The sequence below is a fragment of the Sphingosinicella sp. BN140058 genome, assembly GCF_004135585.1.
GTDB lineage: Bacteria > Pseudomonadota > Alphaproteobacteria > Sphingomonadales > Sphingomonadaceae > Allosphingosinicella.
The window spans coordinates 2,153,283-2,178,025 of the sequence record NZ_CP035501.1; the positions used below are offsets into that span (position 1 = coordinate 2,153,283).

A 24,743-nucleotide genomic window follows, 5' to 3' on the forward strand; every position below is an offset into this window, starting at 1 on the left:
CTCGGGCGCAGATTGTCGCGCCGAATGCACGGGTCGGCGATGCGGCATGGTCCGTTCAGCGGGTTGCGGGTTGTCGCGGGATGCAAACGACCACCGAGCGCCACATCAGCAACGCCGACATCCGCGCCGTCGCGGAGCTCGTCGCCGAAGGGCGTTCGATCCCCGCCGTGGTCGTCGGCGCGATCCTCGCGCGGCTCGAACGGGCGGAGGAAGAGCTGCAGCGGCGCATGCCGGACGGCGGCAAGCCGGAACTGGCGCGGGGATTCGCCTAGCACGCGCCAGCCGCGATGTGCGGGAGAGGCGGGGGTTGGTGGCATCCTGGTGCGCCACAGGTGGCTGGTGTGACGCGGTCGCCGATGGACTGAGGGGTGACGCCTGCGCGTTCGCGGCAGTCCGTTGTCATATGGAGCGTCCGAAGAGGCCGCCGTTCGAGAGCGTGGGGGCTGGTTATGACGCTGAGGGTTGGTGGCGGACGGGCCGCCCCACCTCCGATCCCGGTGCGGGGACAAAAGCGGTCTGCCTCTTCGCGGCATCGCGTCCTTCGCGATCTTCGCGTTGAAGATGGGCGGGTGAGCGGAAAGCGGGGCGAGGGAGCGCTCCACGGGGGCCTGCAGCGCGCGGCGGCTGCCTCGGCCCTTCACGAATGTCGCTTGGGCAGAAGAAGGAAAGCGCTTCGACAGGCTCAGCGCGAACGGGGAAAAGGGGCGGATACCTTCTTTACCACCAACGTGCGTCCGCGGAGGAACTCTTCGGGTCCGGGGCCTGCCGCTTCAGCAGCAAAAATGGAAAAGGCCTCGACCAGCTCCCTTCGACTGCGATCACGACAGGCCTTTCGGCTCGTCTCAGGGCGGCCCCCCTTCGGCTACGCTCAGGGCATGCTTCGACTTCGCTCAGAAGAGCTTCAGGAGACCGGGGTGTGGGCGGAATTCCCTCACCAGAATCGTTGGGGCCGGCTGCATCATCCGGCGCCATGACCAAGCTGGGTCCTCACCGAGAGCTTATCGCCCCACCAAAGCCAGCTCGGGAAGGACTATGATCCTTGTTGCAATTGAGAATGCGTCGCATTAGACGACCGGCGACTGTTACGGATCAGGATCGACCATGCGCCTTGCTTCTTGCCTGCTGCTCTCTTGCGCCGCCTTCAACGGCGCTCCGGCCCTTGCGGCCGCTGCGTCCGACGAGGTCGTCGCGGCGGGCGATGCCGCGGCGGCCGCGGCGGCAGAGAGCGAGGCGGGCGCGCCGGACGAGATCGTCGTCACCGGCGAGCGCGATGCGCGGCGGGTGTTGAGCAAGAGCGATACGCCGCCGCTGGAGACGCCGCAGCCGATCACTGTGGTAACGGACGACGTCTTCCTCGCCCAGGGCGCGGTGTCGGTCAGCGACACGCTCAACTATGTCGCGGGCGCGACCGCCAATCCGTACGGGCCCGACAGCCGGGTCGACGGGGTCAAGGTGCGCGGGCTGGACGCGCTCCAGTTTCGCGACGGGATGCGCGACGTCTTCTCTTATTATGCGAGCATCCGTGCCGACCCCTACACCTTCTCGCAGGTCGAGCTGGTGCGCGGGCCGGCCTCGGCTTTGTTCGGCGCGGGGGCGCTGGGCGGGCTGTTCAATCTCAGCTCGAAGCTGCCGCAGTTCGAGGCCGGCGGCGAGATCGCGCTGCGCTACGGCTCGTTCGACCGCAAGGAGGTGCTCGCCGATCTGACCGGGCCGATCACCGACGAGCTTGCCGGCCGGATCGTCGCCCGGGTCCGCGATTCGGGCACGCAGACCGATCATGTCGCCGACGACCGGGTGCTGATCGCGCCCTCGCTCACCTTCGCGCCGAGCAGCGACACCAGCCTCACCCTGCTCGGCCTCTACCAGGAGGATGACGGCGGCTCGACCGCGCAATTCCTGCCTCTGGTCGGCACCCTGCTGCCCAACCCGAACGGCAAGCTCGACCGCGACCTGTTCATCGGCAAGCCGGGCTGGGACCGCTATGACGGCCGCCTGCTGCAGGGGACGGCAATCCTCGACCACCGGTTCAGCGACCAGGTGCGGCTCAGCCTCAAGGCACGCTACATCGACAGCGACCTCGATTATTTCACCCATTATCCCGACAGCTATTCCAACCCGGCCGCGCCCTATCTCGACGCCGACCAGCGCATCATCGGCCTCTATGCCGACGCGAACCGGGCGCGGATGGAGATCTTCTCGACCGACAACAATCTGAGGGTGACCTTCGATACGGGTGCACAGATCGAGCATGCTCTGCTCGCCGGCGTGGACTACAGCTGGAACCACGTTCGCAAGGTTGCCGGCTTCGGCTATGAATCGATCGACATCTACGATCCCGATTATGCGAGCCTGTCCGATTATGGCGGCGGCCTGCCCGAGCCCTCCGCCCCGTCCGAGGACATCAGGCAGACTCAGCTCGGCTTCTACCTGCAGGACCAGATCCGGATCGCCGACCGCGTCTCCGTGACTCTCGGCGTGCGCCACGACCAGGCCGAGGCCAAGGATGCGCTCGGCGGCGGCAGCTATGACGAGAGCGCGACCACCTTCCGCGCCGGCGTGATCGGCGAGATCGTGGCGGGCGTGTCGCCCTTCGTCAGCTATACCGAGAGCTTCGAGCCGATCGCCGGCGCGGCGAGCGACGGCAGCCCGTTCAAGCCCAAGAGCGGCCGCCAATATGAAGCGGGGATCAAGTTCCAGCCGGCGCCGAACGCGCTGGTGACGGTGACCGCCTTCCACATCAAGGAAAGCAACACGCCGATCGACGATGCCGGCACGCCCGATCCGTTCGACCAGATTCAGGCGGGATCGCTGACCTCCAAGGGCTTCGAGATCGAGGGGCGCGCCACCCTGCCCGGCGACCTGCAGCTGATCGCCAATGTGAGCCGCAACGACGCCAAGCTGAAGGATACCGGCCGGCAGCTGGAGAACGTGCCGAAAACCAATGCCTCCTTGTGGGCGCTGAAGCAGGCGACTCTCGCCAGCGGCATGACGCTCCGGATCGGCGGCGGCGTCCGCTATGTCGGCGCCAACCGCTCGTTCGGCGCCGCCTTCCCCGACGGCATCCGCACGCCGAGCTACACTCTGGTGGACGCGGTTGCCGAGATCGGCTGGAAGCAATGGAGCCTCGGCATCAACGCGGTCAATCTGTTCGACAAGCGCTTCTACAGCGCGTGCCTTGCGCGCGGCGACTGCTTCCAGGGGCAGGCGCGCAACGTCTTCGGCACCCTGAGCTACCGCTTCTGACATGGTCTGGCCGGCGAGCCTGGCGGCGATCGCCTCCGTGCTGGTGCTGCGGGCGGCGTGGGCGCGGCGGACCCGTTCGCATGCGCTGAACGGCGCCGGCTGGGCGCTGATGGCGCTCGCCGCGGGGCTCGGCTGGCAGGAAGCAGGGGCGTGGGGGACGAGCGTCGCCTGCCTCGCCGGCATGGCCGCCGCCTGCCTGCTGCTCGCTTACGCCGCGCTGACCGCGCCGGCGGGGACCGAGCGGGCGTCGAACCGGCGCGCGGGCATGCTTCCGCAGGGCGGCGAGCCGCTCGGGCTCGGGCGGCGGGTGGCGACCTTTGCGATCAGCGTGCTGCTCGCGGCGGCGGCCGGCGTCGGCCTGGCGCTCGGGCTGCGCAGCCTTGCCGGGCTGCTCGGCGCGGGCGAGGCCGATTCGACCGCGCTCGCCTTCTTCGCGATGCCGCTCGCCTGGGCGATGCTCGGTTTCTATGTGCTGATGGAGCAAAGGCGGCTGCGGCCGCTGCTGGTGCTGGCGGCGTTCGCCCTGGCCGGGCTGCCGGCCTTCGTGACGGGAGCAAGTGGATGAGCGCGGCGCCGGATCCGGGAACCGTCAAACGGGCGCTGTCGGCCCATGCCGCGATCGGGCTGCTCGCCGGCGCTTTGCTCTATCTGGTGTCGCTGACCGGCACGCTGGCGGTGTTCTACGCCGAGTTCCAGCGGGTGGAGCAACAAGGCGTGCCGGAGATGACGGCGATCGCGCCGGAGGCGGTGGCGCGCGGTGTCGCCGCAATGGTCGCGACCGAGGCGGGCAAGCCCAAGACCACTCATCTCTACGTGCACATGCCGGTGGAGGATCTGCCGCGGGCGACGATCACCACCGACAACCAGGCCTTTCATCTGCGCGCCGACGGCAGCCTCGCGCAGAAGGAGGAGATCGCCTGGTCCGACTTCCTGCTCCAGCTCCATTACCTGCTCAATCTGCCGGCGCTGTTCGGGATCCTCCTGGTCGGCGCGCTCGGCGTGGCGATGCTGGCGCTGGCGGTGTCGGGCGTCGTCGCGCATCCGCGCATCTTCCGCGACGCCTTCCGCCTGCGGGCGCGGGACGCCAATGCGCTCGCCGACTGGCACAATCGCCTGAGCGTCTGGACCCTGCCTTTCTCGGTCGCGATCGCGCTGACCGGGGCGATCATCGGCACCGCTACGCTCACCGGCTATGCGATCGCCTCGGCCGATCATGGCGGCGATCTCGAGAAGGTCTATGCGCCGATCTACGGCGCCGAGGCGAAGCCCGATCCGGCGCCGGCGCCGCTGCCCGACGTCGCTGCGGCGCTGCGGCACATGGCCGCGCACCATCCCGACGTGGTGGTGAGCTATGCGATCCTCCACGATCCGGGGACGAAGGGGCAGCATATCCAGATCGTCGGCGAGCATCAGCGGCGGCTGATCTTCGGCGAATATTACGGCTTCGACGCGGCCGGGCAATTCCAGCACAGGGCCGGGCTTGCCGACGGCGCGGTGGGGCAGCAGGCAGCGGCCTCGCTCTACCGCCTCCATTTCGGCACGTTCGGCGGGCTGCCGGTCAAGATCGCCTATTTCGTGTTCGGGGCGGCGCTGACGGCGATCTGCGCGACCGGCACCTTCCTCTGGCTCGGCAAGCGCCGGCGGCGCGGCTTCGACGAACCGCGGCTGCTGGCGGCGTGGCGCGGCGTCGTCTGGGGCTGGCCGATCGCGCTGGCGGCGAGCTTCGTCGCGCGGATCGCGATCGGCAACGACGCGCCGCTCGTTCCGATCTTCTGGGGCGGGGCGGTGCTGGTCGTCGTGGCGGCGGTGGCGCTGGCCAGGTGGCGGCCGCTCCCGCGCCTGTTGCAGGGCGGGCTGGTCGCGGCGATCGGCGCCGACGCGGTTGCGGCGATCGTCTGATCGTGCGGCGGGGCGGACGCTAACACGTATAGTGCCCCCCTTTGACACGGTGATCGTGACCGCGGGTGATGCTCCTCCACCATTCTTAGGGTGGTCCCCCTCCCCGAGCGAGCTTGCGGAGGAGCTTTCGGGATGGCGGCTCAGCGCGGCTCGGGAGCCGCGACGTTGGTCGATTGGCGCGCAATCTGGCGCCAGCCGTCGGGGGTCTTGCGCCAGATGCTGGTGAAGCGGCGGCGGATCGGCGCCGATGGCGCGCCGGCGCGGGTGACCTTCTCCTCGCCCATCAACACGACGATCGACTCGCCTGAGGGGTAAGCGGCCTGCACCTCCCGTTCGTAGCCGGCGAAGCGGGTCGCACCGGAGCGGAATTGTTCGAGAACCTGCTCCGCGGTGAGGATCTCGTTGGCCGAATTCTGAAGCCTGAACTCGGGCGCGAACAGGCTGCGCAAGGTGGCGACGTCGCCTGCGGCGATCGCGGCCTCCAGCCTGCGGTTGCGCGCGAGCACCTGGTCGACATGGGGGTGCTGCGCCGCCGGAGCGGGCGCGAGAGACGTGAGCAGCAAAGCGATCGTGCCGAGCATCCTATCCTCCCCGGCCATCCTAAGCGTTCGGCGCGCCGAACGGAACGTCAGACTTGCCCGGCAACGCCGCCCTTGCGCTTGCGCGGTTTGCGTTTGGCGGTGCCGCGGGTGCCGGCTTCGACGGCGAGGCGGGACCAATGCTGCAGGGCGTCGGCATCGTCATAGACGTCGGCGGGCGCGCGGCGATAATCCATTGTGCCGACGCGGCCGTCCTTGAAGGTCATGCTGAACCGCTCGCAGCCTGCCTCGTCCCAGAGCGCGTCGGTTTCGGCATCGGCCTTGAGCCAGAGCGTATCGTCGTGGAGGATCGCGAAGATGATGCCGTCGAGATAGAGCGTCGCGCCGCCCATCATGCGGCGCAGCGACACCGATCCGAGCGGCGCCAGCGCTTCCTGGATCCAGGAATAGAGGCCCTCGTCGATGCTCATGCGGCAATACTCATGCGGCCGTGATCCTGAGGCCGGCGATGCAGCCGACCAGGCCGAGCAGCAGCAGCAGGCGGATGGTGGTGGCCGGCTCGCCGAACCACCAGATGCCGACGATCACCGTGCCGGCGGCGCCGATACCGGTCCACACCGCATAGGCCGTGCCCATCGGAATGGTGCGGGCGGCGAGCTCGAGCAGGCCCATCGACAAGGTGACCGAGGCGAGGAAGCCCAAGGTCCAGGGGATGTTGCGGAAGCCCTCGGCATTGCGCAGGCAGGTGGTGAAGCCGACCTCGAACAGGCCGCCGACGCAGAGCAGTATCCAGGCGAGGAGGGGGGTCATGGCATGGCCTCGATGGCGGGTTCGGGATGGGCGGAGGTGCGGGCGGCGAGGATGCAGCCGGCGACGATCAGGGCGGCGCCGGCGAGGGTCGCCAGCCGCACCGGCTCGGCGAAGACCAGGAAGCCGAAGATCGCCGCCCAGACGAGGGCGGTATATTCGACCGGGGCCAGCCGGTGCGCCTCGGCGCGGGCATAGGCCCAGGCGAGCAGCATCAGCGAGATCAAAGCCAGTATCGCGGCGACGAACAGGTTCGGCCAGTGGCCGGCGGCGGGCGGCGTCGCGAGGAAGGGCGCCGCGACCGCGAGCGTCGCCACCACCACGACATATTGGTAGAAGGCGATTTCGAGCGGCTTCGCGACCAGGGCCTGCTGGCGCATCAGGATGATGTTGTAGGCATAGAGCATCGCCGACGTGAGCACCGAGGCGACGCCCCACCAGTCGCGGCCGCCGGCGTCGCCCGTGCGGGTGGCGACGATCAGCAGGACGCCGGCGAAGCCGACCAAGGAGGCGAGCACCGCCTGTTTGCCGACCGGCTCGTCCAGGATCGCGGCGGCGAGGTAGAGCGAGACGAGCGGCGCGACGAAGGTGAGCGCGACCGCTTCGGCGAGCGGCATGCGGGCGATTCCCCAGAAAAAGGTCAAGGCCATGAACGCGCCGACGATGCCGCGGATGACGTGAAAGCGCATCGCGGCGCGGGTCGGCCGGGCCGGGCGCGAGGCGGCGTAGAGGATCGTGGACAAAGCGAGGCCGACCAGCATCCGCCAGAAGACGGCGTTGAACGCGCCAATGCCGAGCGCCAGACCCTTCATCACCGCGTCCATCGCCGAGAACAGAGCGATGCCGAGCGTTCCCACCAGGAAGGGAACCAGGACGGTGTCAGTGCGGGCGGGGGCGGCCATGCTCAGCCGTTAGCGAAGCACGCCGGGTTCGTCACGTGAACCGGCGCGAGCCCGACGCAAAGCGGCCCCGGAGCGGGTGCTCCGGGGCCGTTTGAAGGAGATCAGGCGGCGCGAACGTCGCCGTGATTGTCGTTTTCGGAGCTCTGCCCCTCGATCGTGGTCTGCGGTTGGGCGCCGCCGATCGCGACCTTGCGGGGCTTCATCGCTTCCGGGATCTCGCGGACGAGCTCGATCGAGAGCAGGCCGTCGCGCAGATCGGCGCCGCGCACCTGGACGTAGTCGCCGAGCGCGAAGCGACGCTCGAACGCACGGGTGGCGATGCCGCGGTGGATATACTGGCCCTCGTCATTGCCGCTCCTGCGGCCGGAGACGAGCAGCTGGTTCTGCTGCGCGGTGATCTCGATCTCGTCCGAGCGGAAGCCGGCGACCGCGACCGTGATGCGGTAGCTGTCCTCGTCGAGCTTCTCGAGATCGAAGGGCGGGTAATTCTCCGCGGCCTGGCCGGCATTTTCGAGCAGATCGAACAGGCGATCGAAGCCGATCGCCGAGCGGCGCAGCGGGGCGAAATCGTAGTTGGTCCTCATTGTCCAAGTCCTCCTGTGAGCAACGTGGTTCGTGAGGGGCGACCGCGACAGGCGCGGGCGCCCTCCGGAAAACCGGGCCCATCTGGCGCCCGGCAAGAGTGATTTAGAACCAGATGGGTTCTTTTCAAGGAATGGGGTTGAGGTTTTTTCCGAGCCTCCCCACGCTTGCTCGGGGAGGGGGACCGCCGCCGACAGGCCGGGGTGGAGGGGGTGCGGAGACCCGCCTGGGAGCTGGAGAAGCTAGTCCGCGTGGGTCTCGACACCCCCTCCACCATGCTGCGCATGGTCCCCCTCCCATGAGCAGGTCGCCATCTCCCCCGGAGATGGCTGCGCCGCGCGGGGCGCGGGGCACCTGCTCATCGGGGAGGATCTTGTCGGCCCTGATCCCCTTCCACCATGCTGCGCATGACGGCGGCTCGTCGGCCGGTTCCGGTTCCAGGGACGCCCCCGGCGTCTCTACCCGCCTGCCCTCTCTCCGCGGCGGGAAGGATCTAGCTCCGGCGCACTTGCCTTCTGCCCCGCCGCCTTCCATCGTCGCCGCAAAAGGGAGGATGTTGATGCGTTTCGCCGCTTTCGCCGCGCTCGGCCTGGCCGTTGCCGCCGGCCCGGTCGCCGCCCACGACACGGTGTCACCGGCCGACCGGCTCGTCCACGAGCAGATGCTGGTGCTCGACACCCATCTCGACACGCCGGTGCTGTTCGAGCGGCCGGGCTGGGACTTCACCCGCTGGCACGAATATGCCTGGGACGTCAGCCAGCTCGACATTCCGCGGATGGAGGCGGGCGGGCTCGATGGCGGCTTTTTCGTCATCTACACGCCGCAAGGCGGGCTCGACGAAGCGGCGATGATCAAGGCGCGGGACGATGCGCTGATGCGCGCCACCGCTATCCAGCGCGTCGTCGCCGCCAATCCGGACAAGCTCGCCTTCGCGACCACGGCCGACGATGCCGAGCGGATCCACCGCGAGGGCAAGCGCATCGTCTTCCAGAGCATCGAGAACAGCTATCCGCTCGGTGACGACGTCTCGCTGCTCGGCCTCTACTACCGGCTCGGCGTCCGGATGGCGGGGCCGGTCCATTCGAAGAACAACCAGTTTGCCGATTCGACCACCGACACGCCGCGGTGGAACGGGCTCAGCCCGCTCGGCCGGCAATGGGTGGCCGAGATGAACCGGCTCGGCATGATCGTCGACGGCAGCCATTCGTCGGACGCGGTGTTCGACCAGCTCCTCGCCCTGTCGAAGGCGCCGATGATCCTCTCCCATTCGGGTCCGCGGGCGATCTTCAACCACCCGCGCAACATCGACGACGAGCGCATGCGCAGGCTCGCCAAAGCCGGCGGCGTGATGTTCGTGAACTCGGTCTTCCTGGTGAAGCACGACACGTCGGAGGAGCGCGACGCGATCGACGCCCGCCAGCAGAAATGGGAGAGTTTGAACGCCAGCGAGCGCCGCAAGCTGGTCGCCGACAAGGCCGCGCTCGATGCGCGCCAGCCCTACACCAACGCGACGTTCGAGATGTTCATCAAGAGCCTGCTGCACAGCATCGGCGTGATGGGAGTCGACCATGTCGGGATCGGCGCCGACTGGGACGGCGGCGGCGGCGTGATCGGCATGGAGGACATCGCCTCTTTGCCCAAGGTCACCGCGCGGCTGCGCAAGGAGGGCTTCAGCGAGAGCGATATCGCCAAGATCATGGGCGGCAATCTGCTGCGGGTGATGCGGGCGGTGGAGAAGCAGGCGGGACGCTGAGGCGACGACGACGGGACATCGCACCGGCCACGGGAGGCGCGCAGACCATGTCCACTCCGACACGGACCTCCAGGCCCGATCGCCTGCGTGCGTTGCGGCTCGCGCTCGCCCTGTGGGTGGCGGGTGCTCTGGGGGCGCCGGCTCAGGCCCAGGCGCCGGGAACCAGCGAAGCGCATTATTCCGCGGTTCGGCCGATGATCGCCGACATGCAGAAAGTGGTGACTCCGAACGGGATCGAGGTGAACGAGGCCGTCACGCTGAACGGCCTGCCGCAGTGGATCAGCATCCGCGGCGCGGATCGGCGGAACCCGATCCTGATCTATGTTCATGGCGGGCCGGGCGCGACCGAGATGGGGCGCAGCTGGCCGTATCAGCGCGGCTGGGAAGACTATTTCACCGTCGTTCAATGGGATCAGCCCGGCAGCGGCAAGACGCTTCGCTCCGGCGGCGAGGCCGCCAACCGGGCGCATCTGTCGCGCGCCCGCATGGCGGAGGATCTCGTCGCGCTGATCGAAAGGGTAAGCGCGCGACTGGGTGCGAGAAAGGTCGTCCTGCTTGGCCATTCCTGGGGAAATCTGATCGGACTCGACGCGGCGATGCGGCGGCCGGACCTGATCAGCGCCTATGTGGGCGTGGGGCCGCTTTTCTCGCTGCGCCCGAATGAGGCGGCGCAATATCGGGCGCTGCTGACGATAGCGACCGAGCGCAAGGACGATGCCGCGCTCGCCGAGCTGCGCGCGATCGCGCCCTATCCTGGCGAGGGCGACATCCCGTTCGACAAGATCAATGTGGTGCGAAAGTGGGTGATGGCCTATGGCGGCCTCGCCGCCTATCGCGACAATGCCGACTTCTACTTTCGGGCGGCACGGCTGTCGCCTTATTACGATCTCGCCGACCGCCAGGCGATCGATCAGGGCGGACAACTCTCGGTGCCGGCGCTGCTCCCCGACATGATCGCGACGGATCATCGCAGCATCGCCGCCAGCAAATTCCCGATGTTCATGTTCCTCGGCCGTCACGACATCACCACGCCGGCGTCGGTGATCGAACCCTGGTTTGCAAAGCTCCGGGCACCGCACAAGGAGATCGTCTGGTTCGAGAATTCCGCCCATCTCGCACCGCACGAAGAGCCCGGCAAGTTCCTGATCGGCCTCGTCGAGACGGTGCGCCCCTGGGCGGTAAAGGGCAATGCCGCCGTCCCCGCCCGCTGAAACGGAAGCCGGCCACCGGCGTTTCGATCCCGTGCTTCTCGCCTTCCTCCGTTCCGGGCCAAACAGTCTGAAGCGTTTCCGAGCCTTTTCTATATGGTTTTCAAGGCTGCCCCGGTCGATAGGACGACGCGGGGGTCTCAGGAGCCAGTGTTCGCGCCTATGACGTCTTCGCCAGTGCCGCCAGTATCGTCCGCCCCCCTCTCCTTCCTCTCCGACGGCGGCGAAATGGGTGCGCGCATGCGCGGCTTCGACTGGGCGGCTACGCCCCTCGGCCCGCCCGCGGCGTGGCCGCAGGCGCTGAAGACCGTCGTCGGGCTGCTGCTCAGCACGGCCTTTCCGATGTTCGTCGCCTGGGGACCGGAGCTCCGTTTCCTCTACAATGACGGCTATGTCGACATCCTCGGCGGCAAGCACCCCGACGCGCTGGGTGCGCCGTTCGAGCAGGTCTGGGCCGAATTGTGGGAGGACGTCGGACCGATCGCCGCCCGGGCCCTTGCCGGGGATTCCTCCTATCACGAGAATCTGCCGCTGCTGATGACCCGGCGCGGATCGCCCGAGCAGACCTGGTTCACCTTCTCCTACAGCCCGATCCGCGACGAGAGCGGCGCCGTCGGCGGCATGTTCTGTACCTGCGTCGAGACCACCAACATGGTGCTCGCCGAGCGCGAGCGGGTCGACGAGGCGGAACGGCTGCGCCGATTGTTCGACCAGGCGCCGGGCTTCATGTCGGTGCTGCGCGGCCCCAACCATGTCTACGAGCTGATCAACGCTTCCTTCCTCCAGCTCGTCGGCCATCGCGACCTGGTCGGCAAGCCGGTGCGGGAAGCCTTGCCCGAAGTCGAGGGCCAGGGCTTTTTCGAGTTGCTCGACGAGGTCTACCGCACGGGCCGCGCTTATGCCGGCCGCTCGATGCTGATCGCCCTGCAGCGGGCGCCCGGCGCGCCCAGCGAGGAGCGGCTGCTTGATTTCGTGTTCGCGCCGATCGTCGATTCGTCGGGCAAGACCACTGGCATCTTCGCGGAAGGCTATGACGTCACCGAACGCCACCTCGCCGAGCAGGCGCTGCGCGAGAGCGAGGAACGGTTTCGTCTGATCGCCGATTCGGCGCCGGTGCCGATGTGGGTGACGAAGCTCGACCGCTCCCGCGGCTTCGTCAACGCAGCGTACGCCGGCTTCCTCGGCGTACCCTATGACGAGGCGCTGCACTTCGACTGGCGCGAGCGGATCCACCCGGAGGATGCGGCGCGGGTGGTAACCGAGAGCCTGGCCGGCGAAGCGACCCTGAAGCCGTTCGAGCTGGAAGCGCGCTATCTTCGCGCCGACGGCGCGTGGCGGTGGCTGCGCTCGATCTCGCAGCCGCGCTGGGGCTCGCACGGCGAGCATGTCGGCTTCATCGGCATCGCCACCGACATTACCGACGCGAAACAGGCGGAAGCCGCCCTGCGCGAGGTCAACGAGACGCTCGAGCGGCGGGTGGCGGAGCGTACCGCGGATCTCAGCACCGCGCTCGACCGGCTGCAGACCGAGGTCGGCGAGCGGATCAAGGCCGAAGACGCGCTGCGCCAGGCGCAGAAGATGGAGGCGGTCGGCCAGCTCACCGGCGGCATCGCGCACGACTTCAACAATCTGCTGACCCCGATCATGGGCGGGCTCGAGCTGATCGCGCGCAGGATCGAGGATCCGAAGCTCCAGCGTATCGCGCAAGGTGCGCTGGAATCGAGCCGCCGCGGCGCCAAGCTGACCAGCCAGTTGCTCGCGTTCTCGCGAATCCAGCGCATTTCCATGGCGCCGGTGCTGGTCAACGACGTCATCGCCAACATGCAGACGTTGCTCCGCCACACGATCGGCAGTGCCGTCATCATCCATACCGAACTCGATGCCGGCACCGGCCATGCGCTGTGCGATGCCAACCAGCTCGAAAATGCGGTGCTCAACCTCGCGATCAACGCCCGCGACGCGATGCCGAGCGGCGGCGCCCTGACGATCGCTACCGCCCGCGTCTCGCTCGACAAAGACGCTGACCACGAAGCGGGCGATTTCGTCCGGATTCGGGTTGCGGACACCGGGCAAGGCATGAGCGCCGAGGTGCTCGCCCGGGCGACCGAGCCCTTCTACTCGACCAAGGCGGTCGGCAAGGGCACCGGCCTCGGCCTCGCCCAGGTCTACGGCATCGCCCGGCAATCCGGCGGCACCTTGCGGATCGACAGCGCAATCGGGACGGGAACTCGCGTCGACATCCTGTTGCCCGCGATCGCCCCGCCCGAGGCGAAAGCGGGCGAGCGCGACACCGAGCAGGTACCGCGCCGGAGCGCGCGGACCGCCCGAATCCTGCTGGTCGACGACGATCCCGACGTTCGCACCTTCCTGGCGGAGTCGCTGCGCGGCCTCGACCACGATGTCCGTACTGCCGACGGCGGCGAAGCGGCTCTGGCCGTGCTGAAGGAGTGGCGCCCCGAAATCGCGCTGATCGATTATGCGATGCCCGGAATGCACGGCGCCGACGTCGCCGCCGCCGCCCGCGCGCTGATCCCCAATCTGCCGATCGTGTTCGTCACCGGCTATGCCGAGACCGACCAGCTCGAGGCGGTGCTGGGCCCGAACGCACCGGTGCTGCGCAAGCCGTTCACGATCGCGGCACTGGCGAACGCCGTCGACGACAATCTGGCGCCCGCTGATCCAGATTAGCGGGTTGCGAAGAGCGACTGAATTACCATATCGATTTGTGCACCGCAAAAAGGTGCTGGCATTCCTCCTTTCGGGAGCGTAATGGCCCGCTCGCTCCGGCGCTCTGCCCCGGGGCAGCGTAGCGGTGGTCTGAAGTCGAAGGTGCAATCATGTCGTGGCTTAAGAAGTTCAACAATCCATTCGTGCTGGGCCTGAACGGCTTCCTGGCCGGTGCGGTGTTGTTCTTTGCCACGCACCCAGGGGCGGCGGACAGCATCGCCAAGACCGGCACCGATAAGCAGGCTGCGCACCTGGCCCACCAGATCAACGGCGCGTGATCCAAGCGTCGAACTGAAGCAGCCGGACTCGAACTCAGGGCGGATCGTCGCGACAACGATCGGTCAAGCATCAACGGTCCAGAACGCTTGAACCGCAGCCGCGGCGGGCTATAGCTGGCGGCGATGGTTCCCTTTTCGTTCGCAGGCACCGAGCTGATCGCGCTGCCGCAAGGCGCTTTGTTCTGGCCGGCGCGCAAGGCGCTGCTCGTGGCCGATCTTCACCTCGAGAAAGCGAGCTGGTTCGCCCGGCTCGGGCAGATGCTGCCGCCCTATGATTCGATCGCGACCTTGACCGATCTCACCGGCCTGGCCGACCAGACCGGGGCCGAGGAGATCTGGTGCCTGGGCGACAGCTTCCACGATCGCCACGGCTGCGACCGCCTGCCCACTCAGGCCCGCTTGTTGCTGACCGCGCTGACCGCGCGGGTGCGCTGGACCTGGATCACCGGCAATCACGATCCGGGCATCGCCGACCATTGCGGCGGTGCCGTGGTGGAAGAAGCGCTCGTCGACGGACTGCTGCTCCGGCACGAGGCCGATCCCGAGGAGCCGCGGCCGGAATTGTCGGGTCACTTTCATCCCAAGTTACGGATCACGCTGCGCGGCCGGAACGTCTCGCGGCGGTGCTTCATCGGCACCACGCGCAAGCTGATCCTGCCGGCGTTCGGCGCTCTGACCGGCGGGCTCGATGCCGCCCATCCGGAGATCGTCCGGGCCGTCGGGGCCGGCGCCGAAGCGCTGGTGCCCGTTGCCGACCGGTTGCTGCGCTTTCCGCTCGCCGCCTGACTCGTTGTTACGCAGGCACGAAGCGCATCGCCGCACCGTTCATGCAATAGCGCATGCCGGTCGGCTTCGGACCGTCGTCGAACACATGGCCGAGATGCCCGCCGCAGCGGCGGCAATGGACTTCGGTACGCTTCATGAACAGGCTGTCGTCGGACCGCGTGCCGACCGCCCCGCGCAGCGGCGCGGTGAAGCTCGGCCAGCCGGTACCGCTCTCGAACTTCGCGCGCGAGGCGAACAGGGGCAGGCCGCATCCGGCGCAGACGAAGGTGCCGGAACGCTTTTCCTTGTCGAGCGGGCTCGATCCGGCGCGCTCGGTGGCGGCCTGCCGAAGCACCTTGTAGGATTCGAACGGCAGCCGCTTGCGCCACTCGGCGTCGGTATAATGAACCGGAAAACTGCCGGGCGCCGCGGCATTGCCGGCGCGACCGCCGAACCAGAATCCGCCTGCGGCCAGCGCTCCGGCGCCGCCGATGGTCAAGGCCGTCCGTCTGTCGATCTTCATCGCATCGCCTTCAGATGAGTCGCGCCGCGATCAGCCCCCGCACCGCATTGCCGACGTAAAATCCACCCTGAAGATCGGCGGCGCGAAGCTCCCTTTCAACCGCCTCGCCCTGCTCCAGCAGGGTTTCGCGCAATATTCCGGGCATCAGCCCGCGCGTGCGCGGCGGCGTCGCCAGACGACCGTCGCGGCGGACGAAGACATTGGTGAAGCTGCCTTCGGTCACGAACCCGTCGGGATCGACGAACAGGGTTTCGAAGCAGCCGGCGGCAAGGCGCGCGTCGTCGTAGAAAGCACGGTCGCTGGTCTTGTGACGCAGGCGGAAATCGTCGGGATCGACGGGGAGGGCGACGAGCGCGACATCGACGGGTTGCTCCGCATCGGCAGGCAGCGGCCGCACCTCGATCGCGATCGCGCCGCTCCGCGACAGACGCAGGCGAACCTTGCGGCCGACGCGCAGGGTGAAGGTCGCCGCCTGGAGCTCGTTGCGGACCCCGTGGCGATCGAAGGCGAAGCCGAGCGCATCGGCGCTGCGCTTGATCCGGGTGAGATGGAGCTCCAGATGCGCAAGGCCCTCCTCGGGATCGAAGCGCATCGTTTCGATCAGATCGAAGCGTCGGCCCGTCTCCACAAACTCTCCCTTCGCCAGACATTCTTGCCATTCGTCCGCAGGCCGGCTGTCCGCGACGATGCCCGAACCGAGGCCCATGCGCGCAACGCTTTCGCCCGCACGAAGGGTCAAGGTCCGAATGGCGACATTGAACGCGGCTTCGCCGTCCGGTGCAACCCTGCCGATCGATCCGGTATAGATGGCGCGCGGCGCCTCCTCGAGCGCGGCGATTACCTCCATCGCCCGGATCTTGGGTGCGCCGGTCACCGAACCGCAAGGAAAGGTGGCTCGGAGCAGGTCGACCGGGCCGATGCCCTCCTCGAGTTCGCCGACGACGGTGGAGGTCATCTGGTGCACGGTCGGGTAGGTTTCGATCGCGAACAGCTCCGGCACGGCGACGCTGCCCGGCTTGGCGACGCGGGCGAGATCGTTGCGCAGCAGATCGACGATCATCAGATTTTCCGCCTGCTGCTTGGGATCGGCACGAAGCAGCGCCGGATCGGTGTCTGCGGCAGCGGTGCCCTTCATCGGCCGCGCCGTCACTCGTCCGCCGGCGGCGACGAAGAAGAGCTCCGGCGAAAGCGACAGGATCCAGTGTCTGCCCGTGAAGACGATCCCGCCCCAGCCGGCCCGGGCGCGCTGCTTCAAGGCGGCGTAGATCGCGACCGGATGCCCGGCGGTGGGCACGTCGGCGGCAAAGGTGAAGTTCGCCTGGTAGATGTCGCCGGCGAAGATATGCTCGCGGACGGCCTCCACCGAGGCTTCGTAGCGCGCCCGGGTGATCAACGGCTGCGGCGCCCCTGCCCACGCCCCCTCGGGATCCGGAAGCGCACCCGGCGGCAGGCTTTCGTAGCCGTCGAACAGGCCGAACCAAACCAGAGGCGGCGCGCCTTCCGCCGGCGTGCAGCGGAGATCGCCCAGTTTCCGCTCCAGAGCATGGCCGGCTTCATAGGCGATGAATCCGGCCGCCTCGACACCCTCCAGCCGCGCGATGGCGGCATCGACACCGTCCGGATCCGAGGCTTCGACGATCGAACGCGGATTGCGGTAAAGCCGCGTCTCTCCTTGGAAATCAAGCAGAACGAACGGCTTCGCGGCTTGCCAGAAGCGGGCAGCGGGCGCATCTGCGGCGGCGTCAGGAGAGGATATTTTGGTCACCAGCGTCTTTGATCTCTTCAAGATCGGGGTTGGACCGTCGAGCTCGCATACGATGGGCCCGATGACCGCCGCATGCCGCTTTGTCGAGACGCTCCAGCGCAAACGGTTGTTCGACGCAACCGAAAGCGTCGCAGTCGATCTGTACGGCTCCCTGGCCCTGACCGGCAAGGGCCACGCCACCGACCGCGCCGTCCTGCTCGGCCTCGCCGGCGAGCGGCCGGATCGGGTCGATCCCGATCAGGCGGACGCGCTCGTCGCCAGAATCCGGCAGACCGGCCGGCTTCCGCTCGGCGGGTTGCGCGAGATCGCGTTCGACGAGGCGGCGGACCTGCGCTTCCTGCAGCGCGAGCGGCTTCCGCACCATTCGAACGGTATGCGCTTTGCGGCGATGGACAAGCAGGGCGCGACGCTCGACACCGCAATCTCCTATTCCGTCGGCGGCGGCGCGATCGTCGACGAGGAGGCGATCGCCCGCAATGCCCCGCCAGCCGGCGCCTGGGACATTCCGTACAATTATCATTGCGCCGCCGAGTTGCTCACGATCGCGGCGCGCGAGGGGCTGACGATCGCCGACGTCGCCCGCGCCAACGAGCGCGCGGGCTATGACGATGCGGAGATCGATTCGCGGCTGGCCGAAATCGCCGAGACCATGTCGCGCTGCATCGACCGCGGGATCGGCAAGGAGGGCATCCTCCCCGGCGGCCTGAACGTGAAGAGGCGCGCACCCGGCCTCTACAAATTGCTGATCGAGCGCGCCGAGCGAACCTTGTCCGATCCGCTGACGGTGATCGACTGGGTGAATTTGTGGGCTCTGGCGGTGAACGAGGAGAATGCCGCCGGCGGCCGCGTGGTGACCGCGCCGACCAATGGCGCCGCGGGCATCGTCCCGGCGATCCTGCGTTACTACCAGCGTTTCACGCCCCATTCGAACGAGGAAGGCGTCCGCACCTTCCTGCTCACCGCATCGGCGGTCGGATCGCTGTTCAAGGAGAATGCTTCGATTTCGGGGGCGGAGGTCGGCTGTCAGGGCGAGGTCGGCGTCGCCTGCTCGATGGCGGCGGCGGGCCTCACCGCGGCGCTCGGCGGAACCAACAGCCAGATCGAGAATGCCGCCGAAATCGGCATGGAGCACAATCTCGGCCTCACCTGCGATCCGGTAGGCGGCCTCGTCCAAGTCCCGTGTATCGAACGCAATGCGGTCGGCGCGATCAAGGCGATCGAGGCCTCGCGCCTCGCGCTCGTCGGCGACGGATCGCACAGGGTCAGCCTCGACCAGGTGATCGAGACGATGCGCAAGACCGGCCTCGACATGAACGAGCGCTACAAGGAGACCGCACAGGGCGGCCTCGCGGTCAATGTGGTGGAGTGCTGACGGGACCGGCGGCGAGAGGCTAGATCCTCCCCGGAACGGGGAGGGGGACCGCCGCCGACAGGCGGTGGTGGAGGGGGCTCGGAGACTCGCGTCGGCGTTCCGACTCAGGACCCTAAGTGGGTTTCGGAACCCCCTCCACCAGCTTTCAGCTGGTCCCCCTCCCCGTTGCGGGGAGGATCTTCGCCGGTCTACGCGTCTCACACGCAACGCCTTTCGCTGCCGCCCGTTCACCCGCCTCGACCGCAGGGGAGCGAGATGGCAGGATCCAAGACAGTCGTGTTCGCCGCGCTCGGTGCCAATCTCGGCATAGCCGCGGCGAAGTTCGTCGGGGCGGCGCTCACAGGATCGTCGGCGATGCTTTCGGAGGGGATACACAGCCTCGTCGATACGGCCAATCAGATCCTGCTGCTGATCGGCATGAAGAGATCGCAGCGGCCGGCCGATGCGCGCCATCCGTTCGGCTATAGCCGCGAAATCTATTTCTGGAGCTTCGTCGTTGCGGTGCTGCTGTTCGCCGCCGGCGGCGCGGTTGCCGTTTATGAAGGCGTCCACAAGATCCTCGCGCCCGAGCCGATCGAGGATCCGCTGGTCAATTACGCAATTCTGGGGGTCGCGATCGCGCTCGAGTTCAGTTCGTTTCTCGTCGCCCGCCGCGAATTCCGGCGGACCAATCCCGGCTGCAATTGGTGGCGGGCGATTCGCGAGGCCAAGGATCCCGTGACGTTCGTGGTGCTGTTTGAAGACACTGCCGCCCTGCTCGGCCTCGGCGCCGCCCTGATCGGGCTCTCGCTTGCTCATCTGCTCGACATGCCGGCGCTCGACGGCGTTGCGTCGGTGGTGATCGGCGTGATTCTGATCGTCGCCTCCTCGCTGCTCGCCCGCGAGACGATGGGACTGATCATCGGCGAAGCGGCTTTCCCGTCAGTGCTGACCGATATCGAGCGGCTGATCCGCGCCGGACGTGGCGTCGATGATGTGCGCGACATCAATTCGGTGCATCTGGGGCCGCACGACATCGCCGTCACCGCGGCCGTCGACTTCGACGACCGCCTGACCGCCGCCGATGTCGAGCGCAGCGTCGCGGACATCTGCGCCGCGGTTCAGAAGGCACAGGCAGATGTGCGGCACCTCTACCTCGCGCCGACCGCCTTCGCTTCTCGCGCGGCGAGCCATTCCTCGATGCCCCGGTAGGCGGAGCGGCCGCGCGGCGCATCCTCGGCAACGCCGGTCGCGAAATAGGCAATTCCCGTGCGTCGAGCGGGATCGACCCAGAGCCCCGAGCGAAGCTGATAGGCGTCGCCGGCATGGCCGATCCGGACCCGCCCGTCACCGAACGGATCGTCACCCGGTGCGCAGGCGGAGAGGATCTGCACGGCAAGCCCGTAAGCGCAGTAGAAACCGGGGTCGGTCACCCCGTTGGCACCATTCGTCCGCCAGGCCGCATCCGTCATGGCGGCAAGCGACGAAGGGGAGAGAAATGGCCGACCGTCGGGGAGCTGGCCGTCGCGCAGCAGCAACTGGCCCAATCGGGCGAGCCCAGCGGCCGAGATCCTGAGTCCGCCCTGCGGCGAGAACAGAGCGCCGTTGGTGCCGATGCGATAGGCCGTCCAGTCGCAGGCGGCATCGGCCCCCACGGCGACAGGACATGGCGGCGGTGCGCCGCGAAGATCGTCGCGAAGGATCGAACCGTCGCTGCCGTAAAGAACCACGGCCCGACCGATCGCCGGATCGGAGCAGGTCGTCCAATTGTAGCAGGCGTCGAGCGCCAGCGGCGTTAGAACGCGCCGCTGGATCAGGCGATCGAAACGCTCGTTGGACGCCCGCTCCATCACTGTTGCGATAATTGGGAAGTTGAGGTTCGAATAGCGGAAGAAGGTGCCGGGCGGATGCTCCCGATCGAACGCCCTCGTATCCGCCAGGGTGGCGGCGACGGTACGATCGAGCGGGATGACGTAATCGACGTCGTCCTGAAGGCTGGAGCGATGCGAGAGCAGCAGCCGAAGCGTGATCGGCCGATCCGCGAAAGCGGGATTGCGGAGAGACCAGCCGAGCCATTCCGACACGTCCCGATCGAGGTCGAGTTCGCCGGCCTCCACCATTCGCATCACGCCGAGTGCGACGACGAGCTTGCTGATCGAGGCGACCCGGACCGGATCGTCGATCGTCAGCGGCCGACCGGCCTCGCGATCCGCAAGGCCATCCGTTCCGGAGCCGGTGATCCGCTCCGCATCGAACGTGACCCAGGCATAAGCGGCATGGGGCGGCGCGGCAGAGGCCGGCGGCCCTTCCGTCTGCGGAGCGACGCACGCCGACAGCATCGCCGCGAGCAGGGGGAAGAGCCGCTTCATGCCTCCAGCCTAACCCAGCCCCGCCGCAGCGCAAGCGCGTTGGCCGGCCCGGAGCGGCGGTCAGGATCGCAGCAGGTAGCGGATGATCTCGTCGGCGGCCTGCTCGGCGGTCAGCCTGGTGGTATCGATGACGAGTTCGGCCTGCTCCGGAGGCTCGTAAGGAGAGCCGATTCCGGTGAAGTTCGGCAGCCGCCCCTGCCGGGCCTTGGCGTAGAGACCCTTGGGGTCCCGCCGCTCGGCCTCCGCGAGCGGCGCGTCGATGAATATCTCGACGAACTCGCCTTCGGGAATCAGCGCCCGCACCATTCGGCGCTCCGCACGGAAGGGCGAGATGAAGGCGGCAAGGACGATCAATCCGGCATCGAGCATGAGCTTGGCAGTCTCGCCGACGCGGCGGATATTCTCCGCCCGATCGGCGTCGGTGAAGCCGAGATCGCGATTGAGGCCGAGCCGGACGTTGTCGCCGTCGAGCAGGAAACTGTGGCGGCCCAAGGCGTGCAGCTTCTTTTCGACCAGATTGGCGATGGTCGACTTGCCGGCGCCGCTGAGGCCGGTGAACCACAGCAGCCGCTGTCTCTGCCCCTTCATCGCCGCCCGCGCCTCGCGGCTGATGTCGAGCGCCTGAGGATGGAGATTGTGCGAGCGCCGCAGCGCGAAATGAATGAGGCCCGCACCGACCGTATCGTTGGTGATCCGGTCGATCAGGATGAAGCCGCCGAGATCGCGGCAATCGCGGTAAGGCGCGAACACGATCGGGCGATCGGTCCAAAATTCGGCAACGCCGATGCCGTTCAAGCCAAGGGTGCGCGCGGGCAGCTCGTCGAAGCTGTTGACGTCGATCTCATGCTTGGGAGGCTGAATGGTCGCGAGCGCCGACTGGCTGCCGAGCTTCAGATCATATTGGCGTCCCGGCGTCAGTTCCTCTTCCGAGAGCCAGATCAGAGTGGCCTCGAACTGATCTGCGACTTCCGGCGGTGCATCGGCACCGACGAGGACGTCGCCGCGGGAACAATCCACCTCGCTCGCAAGACTGATTGCGATCGACTGCCCAGCCACCGCCTCGTCCATCGTCGCATCGCCGAGGCTGATGTCGTCGATCGCGGCGAGCGTGCCCGCCGGCATCACGCGAACCGAGTCGCCAGGCCGGATCGCGCCGCTCGCGACGAACCCTGCGAAGCTTCGCCGCGATGCTCGCGACACCCACTGGACCGGCATCCGGAACGGCCCCTCGGCCGACCTGTCCTGCTGCGGCACCACCTCTTCCAGATGCTCGATCAAGGTGGGGCCGACATACCAGGGCATCGCCTCCGAGCGCCGGACGACGTTGTCGCCGGCGGCGGCGGAGACGGGAATGGCCGTGAAATCGGACGCGACCGCGCGGTAATCGGCGACGATCCGATCGAACACCGCCTGATCCCAGCTCGCCAGATCCATCTTGTTGACGACCAGCACGACACTGCCGACGCCCAGGAGCCGGCACAGGAAACTGTGGCGGCGGGTCTGGGTCAGAACCCCTTTGGCGGCGTCGACGAGCACCAGGGCGAGATCGGCCGTGGTGGCGCCGGTGACCAGATTGCGGGTATATTGCTCGTGCCCGGGGGCATCGGCGACGATGAAGCTGCGGCGCGGCGTTGCGAAGAAGCGATAAGCGAGATCGATCGTGATCCCCTGCTCCCGTTCGGCCTCCAGGCCGTCGACGAGCAGGGCGGGATCGCCTCCGCATGCAGCCAGCTCGCCATCATGGGTCGACCCGGTCTCGGCCAGCAGCCGTCCGAGCAAGGTCGACTTGCCGTCGTCGACCGAGCCGCAGGTGATGAAACGAAGCAGGCCCTTGGCGCCCGGTCCCCCCACTAGAAATAGCCCTCTCGTTTCTTGCGTTCCATCGACGCCACGCCGTCGCGGTCGATCAGCCGCCCCTCGCGTTCGGACGTGCGGGCGCTTTCCATTTCGGCGATGATGTCAGGCAGGGTCTCGGCCCGGCTTTCAACGGCGCCCGAGAGCGGATAGCAACCGAGCGTCCGGAAGCGGACCCATCGCTCGCGCACGACCTCGCCGGGCGCGGGCGTCAGGCGATCGTCGTCGAGGACGAGAATGGCACCATCGCGCTCGATGGTCGGCCGCGGCGCCGCGAAATAGAGCGAAGACACTTCGATCCGTTCGGCGGCGACGTAGTTCCACACGTCCGCCTCGGTCCAGTTGGAGAGCGGAAACACGCGAAAGCTCTCCGCTTCCGCCTTGCGGGCATTGTAGAGCCGCCACAATTCGGGACGCTGACGCTTTGGATCCCAGCCATGCCCGGCCGAGCGGAACGAAAACACCCGCTCCTTGGCGCGAACCCGTTCCTCGTCGCGGCGGGCACCGCCGATCGCGATGTCGAAGCGATGGGCGTCGAGCGCCTGCTTGAGGCCGTCGGTCTTCCACAATCGCGTGTGCAGGGCCGATCCATGGTCGATCGGATTGATGCCGCGCGCGGCGGCTTCGGGATTGCGATGAACGATCAGTTCCATGCCCGCGGCCGCCGCGGCACGATCCCGCAGCGCATACATGTCCCTGAACTTCCAGGTCGTATCGACGTGGAGCAGCGGAAATGGCGGCGGCAGCGGAGCGAAGGCCTTGCGGGCGAGATGAAGCAGGACCGAGGAATCCTTGCCGGCCGAAAACAGCATCACGGGCCGCTCGGCCTCGGCCGCCGCCTCTCGAAAGATGTGAATTGCCTCGGCTTCGAGCCGTTGAAGATGGGTGAGCGCCATTGCGGGCACATTTGGCCGACCCGGCCCCATGTTGCAACTTGCCCCCGGCCGGGCCATGTCGCCGGGGATGAGCAACCCTCCCCTGAAGGCGACGATCATCCCGGTCACGCCGCTGCAGCAGAATTGCACCCTTCTCTGGTGCACCGAGACGATGCGCGGCGCCTTCACCGATCCCGGCGGCGATCTCGACCGGCTGAAGGCCGCGGCGATGCAGCACAAGGTCACCATCGAAAAGATCCTGTTGACCCACGGCCATATCGACCATTGCGGATCGGCCAAGATCCTCGCCGAGGAGCTCCATGTGCCGATCGAAGGGCCGCACGAGGACGACCGGTTCTGGATCGCGCGCCTGGACGATGACGGCCGCAGCTACGGCATTCCGGGCAAGCCGTTCGAATCGGATCGCTGGCTGGTGAACGGCGACACCGTAACCGTCGGCGCGCTCACCCTCGACGTCTATCACTGCCCGGGCCACACGCCCGGCCACGTCGTGTTCCACCACCCAGAGTCCAAGCTCGCCATCGTCGGCGACGTGCTGTTCCGCGGATCGATCGGACGCACCGACTTTCCGATGGGCAACCATCAGGATCTGATCGACGCGATCACGACCAGGCTTTGGCCGCTCGGCGACGACACCGCCTTCGTTCCAGGCCATGGCCCGATGAGCAGCTTTGGGCAGGAGCGCAGAAGCAATCCGTTCGTCGCCGATCAGGTTCTCGCGAAGGCCTGATCGGCCATCCCGTTCAGCGCGGCGCCTGAGCCGGCGCCTCGGCGAAGGTGATCGCTGCCTGGGGGCGGAAGGTCGAGGCGAGGAACAGGGCATAGCCCGCGAGCCCGGCGAGGGTCAGCCAGGTCAGCAGGATGCCGATCATCCGCAGCGGATTCGGTGCCGGACGATCGAGCCCGAACGGGTGGAGCAGGCGGCCGACGATATAGAGCGTCCCCACCACCCACAGCCATGTGGGCGATCCGGCGGCGAGCTCGACGAGCGCGAGCAGGATCAGCACGAAAGGCGTATATTCGATGAAATTGGCGTGGGCGCGCATGCGGTTGACGATCGCCATGTTGCCAGCATCGCCGACCGAGACCTTGTGCTGCAGCCGGAGGCGGCTGACCCGGGTTCCCAACCAGATGTTGATCAGCGCTGCGCCGGCGGCGATGGTAAGCGTGATCGGCAGGGTAATCGTCATGGCATGCTCTCTCCTGATGCCATATCGCTCTCTCATGGGAAGCGCGCGCTTGCAACAACCGGCGAAATCGCTATAGGGCACACCGCTCAGGC

General features: G+C 67.6%; 23 protein-coding genes. 12 read left to right on the forward strand and 11 right to left on the reverse strand.

Going from position 1 to position 24,743, the window contains the following annotated elements; translation table 11 throughout:
- Window positions 1-80 precede the first annotated feature (80 nt).
- From ETR14_RS09685 to ETR14_RS09700, 4 genes are all read left to right on the forward strand, one after another.
- Window positions 81-272 carry a hypothetical protein gene (locus tag ETR14_RS09685; RefSeq protein ID WP_129384411.1) on the forward strand — a complete coding sequence of 64 codons (192 nt, stop codon included), beginning with the start codon at window positions 81-83 and terminating at the stop codon, window positions 270-272.
- 829 nt (window positions 273-1,101) lie between these two features.
- Window positions 1,102-3,243, forward strand: coding sequence for a TonB-dependent siderophore receptor (locus tag ETR14_RS09690; RefSeq protein ID WP_129384412.1), 2,142 nt, complete (start codon window positions 1,102-1,104; stop codon window positions 3,241-3,243).
- A 1-nt stretch (window position 3,244) separates the two neighbouring features.
- Window positions 3,245-3,808, forward strand: coding sequence for a hypothetical protein (locus ETR14_RS09695; RefSeq protein ID WP_129384413.1), 564 nt, complete (start codon window positions 3,245-3,247; stop codon window positions 3,806-3,808).
- Window positions 3,805-5,142: a PepSY domain-containing protein gene (locus ETR14_RS09700; RefSeq protein ID WP_129384414.1), complete on the forward strand. Its 1,338-nt coding sequence runs from the start codon at window positions 3,805-3,807 to the stop codon at window positions 5,140-5,142. The genes ETR14_RS09695 and ETR14_RS09700 overlap by 4 nt, the downstream gene beginning before the upstream one ends.
- Before the next feature lie 140 nt (window positions 5,143-5,282).
- Here the strand turns inward: ETR14_RS09700 and ETR14_RS09705 are convergent, their stop codons facing one another.
- From ETR14_RS09705 to ETR14_RS09725, 5 genes are all read right to left on the reverse strand, one after another.
- Window positions 5,283-5,723: a nuclear transport factor 2 family protein gene (locus ETR14_RS09705; protein ID WP_165356395.1), complete on the reverse strand. Its 441-nt coding sequence runs from the start codon at window positions 5,721-5,723 to the stop codon at window positions 5,283-5,285.
- A 47-nt stretch (window positions 5,724-5,770) separates the two neighbouring features.
- On the reverse strand, window positions 5,771-6,151 hold the full coding sequence (locus ETR14_RS09710) for a TfoX/Sxy family protein (RefSeq protein WP_129384416.1): 381 nt from the start codon (window positions 6,149-6,151) through the stop codon (window positions 5,771-5,773).
- Between the two features lie 10 nt (window positions 6,152-6,161).
- Entirely contained in the window at window positions 6,162-6,491 is a 330-nt protein-coding gene (locus tag ETR14_RS09715; RefSeq protein ID WP_129384417.1) for a multidrug efflux SMR transporter, read from the reverse strand.
- Window positions 6,488-7,390 carry a DMT family transporter gene (locus ETR14_RS09720; RefSeq protein WP_129384418.1) on the reverse strand — a complete coding sequence of 301 codons (903 nt, stop codon included), beginning with the start codon at window positions 7,388-7,390 and terminating at the stop codon, window positions 6,488-6,490. Before ETR14_RS09720 ends, ETR14_RS09715 begins: the two co-directional genes overlap by 4 nt.
- Before the next feature lie 101 nt (window positions 7,391-7,491).
- Window positions 7,492-7,974 (reverse strand): Hsp20 family protein, encoded by a 483-nt coding sequence (locus tag ETR14_RS09725; protein ID WP_129384419.1) that lies wholly within the window; start codon window positions 7,972-7,974, stop codon window positions 7,492-7,494.
- 557 nt (window positions 7,975-8,531) lie between these two features.
- Between ETR14_RS09725 and ETR14_RS09730 the strand changes: the two genes are divergently transcribed.
- The 5 genes from ETR14_RS09730 to pdeM all read left to right on the forward strand — a co-directional run bounded on the left by ETR14_RS09730 (window position 8,532) and on the right by pdeM (window position 14,724).
- Window positions 8,532-9,725, forward strand: a complete 1,194-nt coding sequence (locus tag ETR14_RS09730) for a dipeptidase (protein WP_206186011.1) — start codon at window positions 8,532-8,534, stop codon at window positions 9,723-9,725.
- Between the two features lie 47 nt (window positions 9,726-9,772).
- A complete protein-coding gene (locus ETR14_RS09735) occupies window positions 9,773-10,936 on the forward strand; it encodes an alpha/beta fold hydrolase (RefSeq protein WP_129384421.1) in 1,164 nt (387 codons plus the stop codon).
- 159 nt (window positions 10,937-11,095) lie between these two features.
- Complete coding sequence (locus ETR14_RS09740; RefSeq protein ID WP_165356396.1) at window positions 11,096-13,621, forward strand: PAS domain S-box protein; 2,526 nt, start codon at window positions 11,096-11,098, stop codon at window positions 13,619-13,621.
- 149 nt (window positions 13,622-13,770) lie between these two features.
- Window positions 13,771-13,938, forward strand: coding sequence for a hypothetical protein (locus ETR14_RS28320; protein WP_165356397.1), 168 nt, complete (start codon window positions 13,771-13,773; stop codon window positions 13,936-13,938).
- A gap of 123 nt (window positions 13,939-14,061) precedes the next feature.
- Window positions 14,062-14,724, forward strand: coding sequence for a ligase-associated DNA damage response endonuclease PdeM (pdeM, locus tag ETR14_RS09745; protein ID WP_129384423.1), 663 nt, complete (start codon window positions 14,062-14,064; stop codon window positions 14,722-14,724).
- A gap of 7 nt (window positions 14,725-14,731) precedes the next feature.
- Here the strand turns inward: pdeM and msrB are convergent, their stop codons facing one another.
- Window positions 14,732-15,226 carry a peptide-methionine (R)-S-oxide reductase MsrB gene (msrB, locus tag ETR14_RS09750; RefSeq protein ID WP_129384424.1) on the reverse strand — a complete coding sequence of 165 codons (495 nt, stop codon included), beginning with the start codon at window positions 15,224-15,226 and terminating at the stop codon, window positions 14,732-14,734.
- Window positions 15,227-15,236: 10 nt separating this feature from the next.
- Window positions 15,237-16,982 carry an aminodeoxychorismate synthase component I gene (pabB, locus tag ETR14_RS09755; RefSeq protein ID WP_206186075.1) on the reverse strand — a complete coding sequence of 582 codons (1,746 nt, stop codon included), beginning with the start codon at window positions 16,980-16,982 and terminating at the stop codon, window positions 15,237-15,239.
- 1 nt (window position 16,983) lies between these two features.
- Between pabB and ETR14_RS09760 the strand changes: the two genes are divergently transcribed.
- Window positions 16,984-18,363: an L-serine ammonia-lyase gene (locus tag ETR14_RS09760; RefSeq protein ID WP_129384425.1), complete on the forward strand. Its 1,380-nt coding sequence runs from the start codon at window positions 16,984-16,986 to the stop codon at window positions 18,361-18,363.
- A 255-nt stretch (window positions 18,364-18,618) separates the two neighbouring features.
- Window positions 18,619-19,554: a cation diffusion facilitator family transporter gene (locus tag ETR14_RS09765; protein ID WP_129384426.1), complete on the forward strand. Its 936-nt coding sequence runs from the start codon at window positions 18,619-18,621 to the stop codon at window positions 19,552-19,554.
- On the opposite strand, the gene ETR14_RS09770 is transcribed toward ETR14_RS09765, so the two are convergent.
- From ETR14_RS09770 to cysD, 3 genes are read right to left on the reverse strand one after another with little or no spacing between them, the layout of a single operon-like run.
- Window positions 19,494-20,711 carry a serine hydrolase gene (locus ETR14_RS09770; RefSeq protein WP_129384427.1) on the reverse strand — a complete coding sequence of 406 codons (1,218 nt, stop codon included), beginning with the start codon at window positions 20,709-20,711 and terminating at the stop codon, window positions 19,494-19,496. The two genes, ETR14_RS09765 and ETR14_RS09770, sit on opposite strands and share 61 nt — an antisense overlap.
- A 60-nt stretch (window positions 20,712-20,771) precedes the next feature.
- A complete protein-coding gene (cysC, locus tag ETR14_RS09775; RefSeq protein ID WP_129384428.1) occupies window positions 20,772-22,562 on the reverse strand; it encodes an adenylyl-sulfate kinase in 1,791 nt (596 codons plus the stop codon).
- Window positions 22,562-23,461, reverse strand: coding sequence for a sulfate adenylyltransferase subunit CysD (cysD, locus tag ETR14_RS09780; RefSeq protein WP_206186012.1), 900 nt, complete (start codon window positions 23,459-23,461; stop codon window positions 22,562-22,564). The genes cysC and cysD overlap by 1 nt, the downstream gene beginning before the upstream one ends.
- Window positions 23,462-23,528: 67 nt before the next feature.
- On the opposite strand from cysD, the gene ETR14_RS09785 reads away from it, so the two are divergent.
- Window positions 23,529-24,191, forward strand: a complete 663-nt coding sequence (locus ETR14_RS09785) for an MBL fold metallo-hydrolase (RefSeq protein ID WP_129384430.1) — start codon at window positions 23,529-23,531, stop codon at window positions 24,189-24,191.
- Window positions 24,192-24,204: 13 nt separating this feature from the next.
- Here ETR14_RS09785 and ETR14_RS09790 read toward each other — a convergent pair whose 3' ends face one another.
- Window positions 24,205-24,645, reverse strand: coding sequence for an MAPEG family protein (locus ETR14_RS09790; RefSeq protein WP_129391648.1), 441 nt, complete (start codon window positions 24,643-24,645; stop codon window positions 24,205-24,207).
- Between the last annotated feature and the right edge of the window lie 98 nt (window positions 24,646-24,743).